The sequence below is a fragment of the Mucilaginibacter sp. RCC_168 genome (assembly GCF_041355315.1).
Classification (GTDB): Bacteria; Bacteroidota; Bacteroidia; order Sphingobacteriales; family Sphingobacteriaceae; genus Mucilaginibacter.
Window position 1 is genome coordinate 40,774 of record NZ_JBFUPN010000015.1, and the last position, 11,900, is coordinate 52,673.

Here is an 11,900-nt window from a genome sequence, read left to right on the forward strand (position 1 = left end):
TCCTGGAGCAAGGATTTTTGGAGTAAGGAGCAAAGACAGTAATCATCTATTATCTTTGTTCCAAAAATTTTTTATTCTTTGCTCTAAGAATCCTTGCTCTTTGCTCCAAAAATCTTTGCTCTCTTATATGCCCGATACTTCATTCTCCAGCTCCTGATACCACTCCTTCCCATATTTGCGTATCAGGGGATCTTTTAAAAATTCATGTACGCGTACTTTAAGCTCATTGCCGAATGAACATGCGGGGCTGCAAATGTTCCAACGATCATAATTCAGCACATCAAACTCGGGGTAGGCGGTAATACGAATAGGATATAAATGGCAGGAGATCGGTTTTTTCCAGCTGACGGCACCTTCTTCATAAGCTTTCTCAATACCACATTTAGTGATGCCATTTTCCCATATCACATAAGCGCATTCTTTATTTACATCAACGCAAGGCGTGGTATAATCGCCTTCAAAATCCTTTACATAAGTGCCTACCTTTTCAATGGTTTTAATCCCCTTTTCGGTAAGATAAGGTTTCACTTTAGGATATATCTCTTTTAAAATATCAAGCTCATCGGCATTTAAGGGCGCGCCTGAATCACCCTCCAAACAACAGGCGCCTTTGCATTTGTTAAGGTTACAAACAAAGTTCTCTTTCACCACATCCTCGTGCACCAATACATTACCAACCTCAATCATATTCTTTTAATTATTTTTTTATAGGGTTTAACGGATATTTTAAACCGGTAGCGGCCTGAAGATCCATTGTTATACTCCCCAGGATAACCTCCACATGCGCCTTTACAGGTATCCTGTTGCCATCATTTGTTATCCAAAGGTACAACTTACTATCCTTTCTGAAAATACGGCCCGGAATGATTGTTGGATTAAATTTAAGACAGTTGAATTTTCCCATCGAACAACTCACTACTTCGGTACCTACATAAGTGATACCCATGGAGTGAAAACCATCTTCCAGGAAATACTGCAGCTCAAATTTCTCCCCTACTTTCATTTTGGATACATCAATGGTACGGGCAAAATAGTAGGCCGATACAAAATCAAATGTTTGCCCCTTAAAGGTAAATACACCCTTATCGGCCGTTACCTTATTATCCTTATGATCAAAGGTCACATTATCGGTATGCTTCCACTTCCCCTCATGCCTGTTTTCGGTATAAAAATAGGGCATTAAGGTATTCTGATCAACGTATGACTCGTACTTATTACGCACCTTGTAAAAAAAGTCAAAGGAGCCTGCTGTTTTGCCCTCCGCTATTAAATGAAATGCCGGCCCATCAAGCTTCTTATCGCTGGCCTCAACCCTGATATCGGCTTCGGCAGCAGTAAATACACCATATTTCATTTTATAGCTTAGCTTTTCGCCCACTTTAAAAACAGGTTCGCTGATTTTTGTTAGTTCCTGCGAAAAAACTTTGCTACCCGACAAAAGGAATAACAAGATATAGAAAAGGGATTTTTTCATTAGCGCCAATTGCTTTTTATGTCATACACCCACCGACAAATAGTGGCGAAGATATGACAAAGCTTTACTATAAATGGTTTAATCGCGCTTTTATTGTGTGGGGAATAGTATCAAGTAATTAGTATCAAGTATCATGACATTAAAAAAGGGATTAAATCAAAAGATCTTGATACTTGATACTAATTACTTGATACTAAAATCCTACTAAAAAATTAGTCTTTTCGCTTATAGATAGGTACGGTTGAGCAGGGCTCACCGAACATAAGGCTTTTTACTATCGGGGTAAGCTTTTTAGTGAGTTCCACATAAGCCGAAACCGGTACTTCAGTATCACCACAACCTTTCAATACAATACGCTGATCGCGATATTGCTCAAAATCGGCTTTGGCTATTTCTTTTTCAAACAATACGGTTTCTAAAACAGCCTCATCGCCAAAAACAATTTCACGCGCGTAAGGAGCCATACGGTTAGCTAACAACATATAGGCCCACGCCGGTACAATAGCATCGGCTGTACAAGTGATACCCACATTTTTCCCGGTATATTGTACCCAGTCATGTTCTTTTATAAACTCCCTGAAATCTTTTTCGCGCAGCATTAAACCGTGGAACAGGTTATCTTTAATATCATAAATAACACGTTCGCCGGCGGGATAAAAGGCAGCAGGGTCTAAAGTGACCAGGCCACTCTGTGCTACTTTATTCACTATATTTTCCTGTATATCCATTTGGAAGCAATTATTGAATTAGTGATTTATTGAATTAGTGATTTCCATATCCAGTAATTAACAAATGGCTGCAAGGTTATCAATCTTGTACCAATGAACTAATGAACCACTGAACAAATGAACCAACAAAAAAAATCCGGGAACAGCACTCAGACTGATCCCGGATACAAAATTACTTTAAAATTTTATTATAACAGTTTAGCCCTGTTATCTTTTACAATAGCATTATCTTTCAAGGCATCCAGTAGCTGGCCTGCTGCGCGCTGCATCAGTGCCTGGGCTATTTGTTGTTTCTCTCTTACGTTATTGGAAAGTGCCGGAGGATTGGTGAAACCGTCTACAACATAAACATAAACACCCTGCTGACCATTAATTGGTTTAGAAAGTTTGTTAGGTTGTGAACCAAATATAGAACCAATCACTTTATATTCCAATGATGCGCCCGGAATAATAGGGTTGGCAAAAACCACGTTTTGAACAGGCACCACTTTAACACCTGCTTTTTGAGCAGCCTGGTCAATGCTTGTAGCTCCCTGGAATTTCTCGGCCAGTTGCTTAGCTTTTACTTCATTGCGTACAGCTGGCTCAATTTGTTTCTTAACGGCATCTAAAGACAATATACCTTTAGACTTAATTTCGGTTAAGCGGGTAACCACATACTGATCGCCTACAGTAAATACTTTATCGGTGATATCTCCTTTGTCAGCTTTAAACGCCCATCGTACCAACTCACGAGCATTATCCAAACCTGGTAAACTGGCGGCAACACCTGTAAAGTCTTCAGCTACGCTCTTTTTTAAACCTTCTTTTTTTACTTCCGCGTCAAAGTTATCTTTGGTTAGGTTACCCAAAAACTGTTGCGCGCGGCTGTATGCTACCGTTTGTGTTTTGCTGCTCGCGGTTATTGGTTTATCAACAACGGCTACTTTTACAACTTTTACAGATCCTTTCTGATCTTCTACCTGTATCAGGTGCACACCAAATTGCGAAGTAACCACAATCAGATCGCCTTTGCTTGCTTTAAAGGCAGCATTAGTATATTCCGGAGTGATCTGGCCCTGGCCACCACCCATTGCACCATTTACATCAAATGCTGGTATCTCGCCGCCTTTGGCGCCGCTGCCTTTATCAACAGAGAAAGTTGCGGCCAGATCGGCAAATGATTTACCACCCTGGATCAGCTTTTTGATTGAATCAGCTTTAGCGATCGCTTTTTCAACGCCTCCTTCAGTAGCCGGATTGATTAATATGTGACGGGTTTTTACCGAATCGAAAGTTATTTTTTCATCAGTTAATTTAGCCAGTTTGTAGCTGCCGTTTGATATGTAAGGACCATATACAAAACCTTTGGCCGCGTTAAACATTACCGTATCCAGTTTTGGCTCTAATCCGCCTTTTTTCTGGAAGCTGACAGGTGTTTTTGTTTCAGAATTGATCTGTACAAAAAGCGAATCGTTGGTGCTGGTTTTAAAAGCTTCGGCCAGTTTATCAACCTGTGCCTTTATAGCAAGGCTATCCTCTTTTGAAGGTGCCGCGTTAAAGCTTACGTACTCAAATGAACGTACATCCTGCTGATTCCTGAATTCATTTTTGTGCGCGTTATAGTAGTTGCTATAGTCCTCATCTGTTAAAGTAACTTTAGCATCAGGAATAGAAGCGTAATCCAATGCGGCATATTTAAAGTTCACCAGCTTGTTTTTGGCCTCATAATCATCTTTTGCATCCAGCGAGTTCACATACAAACCATTGGTAACCAAAGCCACGTATTTTGTTACCACTTTCGCCTCAAATAACTGCTCTAAAAATTCGGCCCAGCCTTGTTTTTGCTCGGCACTCACCTGAGGAGATTTTAAATAACTTTTAAACTGCTCCAGTTTACTTCTGTCAAATTGCCCTGTTTGCGGGTTTGTAAACTGACGTGCAATCTGCGGGTCGGGATTATTTCCGCTCACCATAGATGTAGTTTCATCATCGCCAACAACAATCCCAACTTTTTCTGCTTCTTTTTTTAAGAGCATCTGGCCTATTACCTGGTTCCAGGTGTTTTCCTGTACATAACTGGTGATCTGCGGAGAGATAGCCTGTCCTGCTTGTTTAAACTGAGCAGTATTTTGATCCAATCTTTTCTGAAACTCATCCAAAGGCACTTTTTCGCCGTTTACTACAGCCAGTTCATTATTGTCGTCCCTAAAAAAAGAGCCGCCTGACCTTACAACCTCACTTACAATAAAAGCAAGCAGCGCTAAACCAATAAGGATGGCAACAATTTTCCCCATCCGGTCGCGCAAATAACCCATTATACCCATATACTTTTTATAATTATTTTCTCTGTAACAATCTGTTCTTTAAAGTAAAACGAAGCTATCATGCACTAATCCATTCTTTTAAAGGAAATCTCATGACGGTTTCTATTGCTCAAAAGAGGGCGCAAGATACAATTTTTAGTAAAATTCTATAACACAAAATAATTCAAAAGTCAAAAGTCAAAAAATCTATCTTAAACATGTTTTTTTGGCATGTGAGTTTTTGCTTTAGCTTTTAAAATTGCGCTGCTATTGTGCCCCGTTTTCGTCTACATGGAATACGCCTTTACTATTCTTGAGGGAGGGGCGTAAAAAGGTATCGTCGCTTTCAAAGTCGTCCCCGTTCATCACATTCCCGCTTTTCATAAAAACCTCCACATTTTTGTGGGAGTACACCTTTTTTGTGGCCGAATTCCAAAACAGCTCATCAGATTTGTAAACATCGCCCTGGGCATTGGTAGCCACTACGTTTTTCCGGAACTCATATAGCTTATCGCCTACGTGCAGTATACCGGTATCGGCAATAATGGTACCGTCTTCTTTTTGGGTTAGTTTGTCGTAATGAATTACTTTAATCCCTTTAGGTGCTACTTTATAGGCTTTTTTGGGATTCTCGGGATTGTACTGTAATATTAATGGAGCGGTGAGATGTATGGTCACTTTAGCTGAATCGCTCAGGATGAGGTCAACACCTGTAGTCGGCTCGACTATGGCACCTACCTCGTTTGATGAGATCTCTTTAACCTTATTCAGGTCATTTACACAGGATGACAGGAGGAAAAGTCCTATAAGTATCAAGTATCGGGTATCAAGTATCAAGATTTTTTGTGAGCTGAGAATGCGCTTTTTAAAAGTCATGATACTTGATACTAATTACTTGATAATTAACTAAGTAAGATTAATCAAATTTATATTTCTGGAACCATTTATCATTCAGGGTGAAGCCTAAATGGATATTCACATAGTTTTCGCGCACCAGGCCATTTACAAGTGAGCCCCTTCTACCTACTTCGGCAGAGATATTGATCTTGTAAAAACTACCGTTGTTAGGCCTTAAAGGCATACCAACACCCGCGGTAATGGCATATCTTTTAATCCGGGTATTATTAACTACCATATAAGTTTCATCATATATAGCGCCCAGGCGGTAATCAACAGAGGCAAAGTAGTTACGTAGGGCAGCATAGTTTGGGGTATACTGACCACCGATGTTAAACGTACGGCTATCCTGCAATCCCTGATTTACACCGCCTATTGAAAGCTGCGACCATTTGCTCATGGTATAATCTGCCCCAACCAGGAACTTGCCATCGCTCTGGAACGATATACCAAAGCGGTTGGTTAGCGGAAGTTTTATTTTTGTTTTGGAGCTCTGTTTATTGATCACGCTATCCAGCGGAATATCTTCATTACCACTGGCATCATTAAAATACTGGCTTACAATAAAATGGCTGGTAGAGTTAAGCTTGGAATTTAACGAGCCCGAATAACCGAAAGTAAGGTGTTTGGTTTCAGAAAAATCAACAGAATATTGCAAACCATAATCATAGTTTAAACCGGCTATGGAATTGCTCGATTCAATTTTTGAGTTTGTTGTTCCTGGCAGCGGTACTATAACCCCGTTAATATTAGTGTTTATTTCTGTAGTACTGATATCTTTTAATGTACCAAAAATGTACGATACATTGGCACCAATGAGGAGGTGCTTGCCTATACCAAAGCCATAACCAAAATAAGCTTTTGATAAACCACCATCACCGCTGTACGTATAATTGGTAAGGTTAGTATCGGCAGGTATTGCGCCGTTTCCTTTAACGGTGTTTTTATAGTTATAACCACGCTCGCTATAGGGCACCAGGCCAAAACTCAATGCCGAGTGTTTGGTTACCGGTATAGCAAAAGCCACATGGCTCAGCCTGAAATTACTATTTTTTTGACTGGCAGCACCGGCTTGACTCATGGTTAAAAAGCTGCTGTAAATGCCTATATCAATAGTAGTAAGGTTTATAGCGCCGTATGAAGCCGGGTTTATGATATTGATATTGTTAAAAAAACCAATTTTGTTTGTAGCCACACCAATACCGCCCATAGCTACATTCTGCGGCATTAACTGAGGATCGATATCGCCAATACCATACCTGGAGTATGGAGAGCTGGTGGTAGCCGTTGATTGTGCAAATGCTGCAAATGAACTAACAGCTAATAAAAGTGTTATAAAAAACCTGGTATATTTAATCATTATGCTTTTGTATAGCTGCGTTTAATCCTTTTAAAACCAAATAAGGTTCAATTTTAATATAGGGGGCAAAGATGCTATTTTTCAATAGAGTATCAAAAAAAATACTGTCGCCCCCGCTTAATACAATATTTAGTTGGGGGTTGTTGGCCTGGTAGCTTTCAATAAACCCCAATAGTTCATATTTTATTCCATTTTGCACGCCAGAGCGTATCGCTGTTTCGGTACTATCGCCATAAGTTGCATTAAAAGCGGCATCTGTACTAATCAATGGCAAGCCGGCGGTATAATAATTTAAAGCCTTATAACGCATATTTAGTCCCGGTGATATACTGCCGCCAAAATAATTTCCGGCTGCATCAACGTAATCATAAGTTATAGCGGTTCCGCCGGTAATTACCAGGCTGTTGAGGGCCGGATAGGTATGACTTGCACCTATAACAGCCGCTAAACGATCAGTACCAAGAGTTTCAGGGGTTAAATAATGGTTCTGTATACAGCTGTTTATTAACGCGTTGAAATAGGTTACCGGCATTTTTGCCTCTAAACCGGTTTGCCATGGTTCTACATGCTTTTTTACCGATGATACTATTGCCCTGTCTATCTGATAATTATTCAAAAAATTATCGAGTGTGTCGGGGTCAACCGTTTCAAACTGCATTACTGCTAACAGTTCATTCAGCTTAAAAACTGCGATTTTTGTATACGTATTACCAATATCGATAACCAAATTGGTCATCAGGCCTTAATTAATGATAATATAGATTCAAAAATAGCCAGTCCATCTTCGTTAGCCAGCAAACTATCGGCAGCACGCTCCGGGTGAGGCATTAAACCAAATACGTTCCTGTTGGCGTTGCAGATACCGGCAATGTTTTCCAATGATCCGTTAGGATTGGCATCGGCAACAATGTTACCGGCCTCATCGCAGTACCTGAACAATACCTGATCGTTATCATTCAGCGCCTTCACTACATCGGCACTGGCAAAATAATTACCTTCGCCATGCGCAATAGGTATTTTATAAGCCTGATCCTGTACCAACTGGGCAGTAAGCAATGATTGGGTTGTTTGCGGTTTTAAATAAATGTTACGGCAAATAAACTTGCGGTTTTCATTATGTAATAAAGCGCCATCAAGCAGGCCGGCTTCTGTTAATATCTGGAAACCATTGCAGATACCCATTACGTAACCACCTTTTGCTGCAAATTGTATAACCTCCTGCATGATGGGTGAAAAACGGGATATCGCGCCAGAGCGAAGATAATCACCAAAAGAAAAACCGCCTGGTAAAACAACAAAGTCAACACCCTGCAGATCATGGTCTTTATGCCATAACCTAACCACCTGCTGACCCATTATTTTTTCTAATACATATATGATGTCTTCATCACAATTAGACCCGGGAAATATAACTACTCCAAACTTCATGCTACAAAACTAATATAACCGTTGAAATTTGAACGAATGTAAAAGTTAAAATTTGTTAAACAGAGCCCAAATGATGGTCAAACTGGAACCAGATGATGCTGATTAACAGCAATAAGAACAGGCCTTCATAAAACCACCGGCGTGTAGCGTACAGAAAATAGTAGGCAAAAAACACAGCAACTGATGCCAGACAGAGTAAAAAGTGATTTAAACGGAATGCCGCGTTTACATAAAATGAAAAAGCGGCGATCAGCAAAATAAGAAATAACAACTGGAACGATTTACGCGTTTGCACGTAACTTTTAAAAAAGTTTTGCTGTAATTTAAAAAAGCAAAGCACCAGGATCAGGATCACCGGGATAAGCAACAGGTAGTTATAGGAGTTGATGCTGATGTGATCTGGAAATCTGGTTCCTAAGGGCAGCCAGATATTACCGAATTTTTTTATACGATCATTCAGATAATAAAAAACCGCCAGGAAGAAAAATACCGTAACATAGCCTAACAACCCTGCTACCCACTCGCGCCAATTGAAAGGTTTAAAAAGCACCAGCGCTATCCAAATGGACAAAAACAGATAAATAAAGGGAAAATAGATGAGCGAACCCAGGGCCACGATCATCCCCAGATCATACACGGTTGATTTGGCGTCCTCGCCCTTGTACAAGCTGAACAGCTTAAACAGCATCCATATCAACAGGAAATTGCAGATCAACGGGGCGCTTAGTATCAGGAATGGGGCAAATAAACCCGAAAGCGTAACGTACATTAAAGCCGGCAAAAACGTAGGTTTGCCCAGCAAATTATGAAAGTTGATAAGGTAATTCAATAACAGCGCCTGTATAAAAACCAGTACCGCTGCCAAAAAAATATTCAAAACCGGAGAAAGCGCGTATTCATAAGCCACCGGTACCAGTAGGCGGGCGAAGGGCTCTACAAAAATGAACTCCAGCTTATCCGGAACATGAAACAAATAACCCACCCGCGTCAAAAACAATATGATAACCAGCCATAAAGCGTTGAATGGATTAAAAGTTCTGAAAAGATTGATCATAAGGGCTGAAATTCAAAGCGCTAAATTCGCTGTGCTAAATTCTAAATTCTAAACGCTAAATTCTAAATTATGGATCAAAATTTATAGAATTAAAGAATTATCAGAATAATAATTCCGAAATCGAACATCCCAATTCCGAAATCAAGCCCCCTTTCTCGCGTACCGCTTTACCAGGTCGTCAACAATTTGGGCGGTTTCGTTAGGAAAATCGACGATCACTTTTTTATCGTCCCGGATCCAGTTATTCAGATGGACGGCAAACTTATCATTGATCTCATTAACCACCGGTACACCCAGCTTTGATGCAGCCAGGGCGTTGCATTGCTGCTCATATTGTCCTTTCATCGGGATCATGAGCACTTTCTTTTTCAGGAACAAGGCCTCGGCCGGGCCTTCAAAACCTCCGCCGGTAAGCAAACCTTCGCAATTGGCCAGGCTTTTATTGAATGCCTCGTTATTTACCGGAAAAATCTCCACATTGCCAGAGCGGTAGGGTATTTTCTGCCGTTTTGAAAATATCTGCCATTGGGCCCCGGTCTGGCTCAAATGCCTCAGCAGGGTTTTATCGTCATAAGCCGGCAGATAAACGGTATAATGCCCCAGGTTGGCGGTTTCCATTTCACGGATCTCGCTCCTGATCACTGGTGTATGTATAAAATCGTCGTAACGCTCAAAGTGGAAACCTACATGATGCGTGGTTGGCGAATAATATTTGAACAGCCACTCGGCATAGTTCCACTTTTTGGGGCGTGGTGTTTTGGGCGAAACAAAGGAACACTGGTGACTTAATGATACCGACGGTACTTTTTGCAGGCGGCATGCCCAGGCACTTACCGGCTCAAAATCATTAATGATCAGGTCGTACTGATTCAGTGGCAGGCTGTGCATATCGCGCCAAAGCTGGGGCAGATTCATGATCTTAAAGGTAGCCCAGTTATCAACACCACCTTTTTTTCCAAACACAAAGCTAAAACCGTGAAAACGATATTTAAGGGGTTGCGATAAGGAAACTTCGGCTTCGGTACCGCTGATTAATAAGTCAACCTCACCATATTGTTGTAGCAAAGGCACAATTTCACGAGCCCGGCTTATATGCCCGTTACCGGTTCCTTGTATGCCAAAAAGTATTTTCATTTGTAGTAAGCGCGTTTTAACTTTAACTGAGATGGTAAATGCTCCATTTCTGTTACAGTTTCAAACATTATATTTTTATAACGGCGAGTAATTTAGTGATTAGTATCAAGTAGTGAGTATCAAGTATCAAGATTTTGCTATTTTAGTGTCAAATATCAAGATCGTATGTTTAGCATTGATAACAAAGCTGATCATGAGTATAAAAGCAAGGTCTTGATACTTGATACTAATTACTTGATACTAATTACTTGATACTAATGCCTTAATGCGGTTCCTGTTTAAAACGTTCGAGTAAGCTTTTTACATCCAGTTTAGCGTCAAGGTCTTCGGCATCGGTTTTATCATCATCTTCAACCTCGGTTTTAAAGTCGTCGGGGTTATATTTAAATATTTTCCAATCGCCGTTATAATACTCCAGCGAGGTAAGGCTCTCCACCCAGTCGCCCGAATTGAGGTATAACACAGAACCCGTTTTTTCGGTGTTCTCGATAGTCCTGATCTCGGCATGGTGAATATGCCCGCAAATAACATATTGGTAATTTTTGTCCACAGCCAGGTCGGCCGCTGTTTGTTCAAACTGATTGATAAATTTTACGGCCTCTTTAAAACTGGCTTTTACTTTTTGCGAAAAGCTCATTTTTTGACGACCCAAAGTCGTTAAAAACCAGTTCACAAAGCTATTGATCAGGATAAGGCTGTCATACCCAACAGCTCCCAGCTTGGCCAGCCATTTGGAGTGCTGCATGGTTACGTCAAATATATCGCCATGAAAGATCCAGGCTTTTTTACCATCAATATTGAGTACGATCTTATTGAGCAACTGGAACGATCCCAGATTAAAATCGGTGAATTTACGCAACATTTCGTCGTGATTACCGGTGAGGTAATGCACCGGTATGCCATCTGTTACAAATTTAAGTATGCGGCGCACCACCTTCATGTGGGCTTCGGGCCAGTACGATTTACTAAACTGCCAGATATCAATAATATCGCCATTAAGGATAAGCATTTTGGGCTTGATGCTTTTTAAATACTTTAGTAATTCTTTGGCATGACAACCGTATGTACCCAGGTGCACGTCAGATATTACTACGATATCAACTTCACGTTTTGACATTAAAATAAAGGGGTTAATTGCTCATCCGGCAGGCGCTGCCGGTTAATATATATAGTTGAAATGCTTAACAAACGATTACTCTTCGTCTTCGTCTTCATTAACATTCAGTTCATAAGGGCTGATATAGAAGGCTCCAACCAGAAGCAGCAAACTTATAACAACCAAATACGCATACTCAAAATTCATTGTGAAATGATTTTAACAAATGTCGGTAAACTAAATTATCTTACTGTTAAGACTCTGTTAAATGTAAAAGGTTTCACGCGGCGTGAAATTTATTTTAGCCTCACCCTGCCCTCTCCAAAGGAGAGGGTTCAAAAAAAAAACAAAATTAAGGCCCTCTCCTTTGGAGAGTAATAGCCCATGAAAAGGCATAAAGCGAAAATTAAGCATCTATCGACTCACCCTGACATCGCTGCGCTT

At 40.5% G+C, this 11,900-nt stretch carries 11 protein-coding genes; all 11 read right to left on the minus strand.

The window, feature by feature from the left end; genetic code table 11:
* Positions 1-123: 123 nt before the first annotated feature.
* On the minus strand, positions 124-687 hold the full coding sequence (locus AB6735_RS15450; protein ID WP_370996746.1) for a DUF3109 family protein: 564 nt from the start codon (positions 685-687) through the stop codon (positions 124-126).
* Positions 688-697: 10 nt separating this feature from the next.
* The gene (locus tag AB6735_RS15455; RefSeq protein ID WP_370996747.1) at positions 698-1,474 is read right to left on the minus strand and encodes a DUF3108 domain-containing protein; all 777 of its coding nucleotides are present in this window, start codon (positions 1,472-1,474) and stop codon (positions 698-700) included.
* 212 nt (positions 1,475-1,686) lie between these two features.
* Positions 1,687-2,202 (minus strand): DUF2480 family protein, encoded by a 516-nt coding sequence (locus AB6735_RS15460; RefSeq protein ID WP_370996748.1) that lies wholly within the window; start codon positions 2,200-2,202, stop codon positions 1,687-1,689.
* Between the two features lie 188 nt (positions 2,203-2,390).
* Entirely contained in the window at positions 2,391-4,508 is a 2,118-nt protein-coding gene (locus tag AB6735_RS15465) for a peptidylprolyl isomerase (RefSeq protein ID WP_370996749.1), read from the minus strand.
* Between the two features lie 246 nt (positions 4,509-4,754).
* Positions 4,755-5,303, minus strand: a complete 549-nt coding sequence (locus AB6735_RS15470) for an LPS export ABC transporter periplasmic protein LptC (protein WP_370996750.1) — start codon at positions 5,301-5,303, stop codon at positions 4,755-4,757.
* 100 nt (positions 5,304-5,403) lie between these two features.
* Entirely contained in the window at positions 5,404-6,744 is a 1,341-nt protein-coding gene (locus AB6735_RS15475; protein ID WP_370996751.1) for a hypothetical protein, read from the minus strand.
* Positions 6,737-7,480 carry a type III pantothenate kinase gene (locus AB6735_RS15480; RefSeq protein ID WP_370996752.1) on the minus strand — a complete coding sequence of 248 codons (744 nt, stop codon included), beginning with the start codon at positions 7,478-7,480 and terminating at the stop codon, positions 6,737-6,739. Before AB6735_RS15480 ends, AB6735_RS15475 begins: the two co-directional genes overlap by 8 nt.
* Positions 7,480-8,172, minus strand: coding sequence for a phosphoribosylformylglycinamidine synthase subunit PurQ (gene purQ, locus AB6735_RS15485; RefSeq protein WP_090471569.1), 693 nt, complete (start codon positions 8,170-8,172; stop codon positions 7,480-7,482). Before purQ ends, AB6735_RS15480 begins: the two co-directional genes overlap by 1 nt.
* A gap of 55 nt (positions 8,173-8,227) precedes the next feature.
* The gene (locus AB6735_RS15490) at positions 8,228-9,226 is read right to left on the minus strand and encodes a DUF6427 family protein (RefSeq protein WP_370996753.1); all 999 of its coding nucleotides are present in this window, start codon (positions 9,224-9,226) and stop codon (positions 8,228-8,230) included.
* A gap of 141 nt (positions 9,227-9,367) precedes the next feature.
* Complete coding sequence (locus AB6735_RS15495) at positions 9,368-10,360, minus strand: glycosyltransferase family protein (RefSeq protein ID WP_370996754.1); 993 nt, start codon at positions 10,358-10,360, stop codon at positions 9,368-9,370.
* A gap of 262 nt (positions 10,361-10,622) precedes the next feature.
* Positions 10,623-11,477: a UDP-2,3-diacylglucosamine diphosphatase gene (locus AB6735_RS15500; RefSeq protein ID WP_370996755.1), complete on the minus strand. Its 855-nt coding sequence runs from the start codon at positions 11,475-11,477 to the stop codon at positions 10,623-10,625.
* Positions 11,478-11,900: the final 423 nt, after the last annotated feature.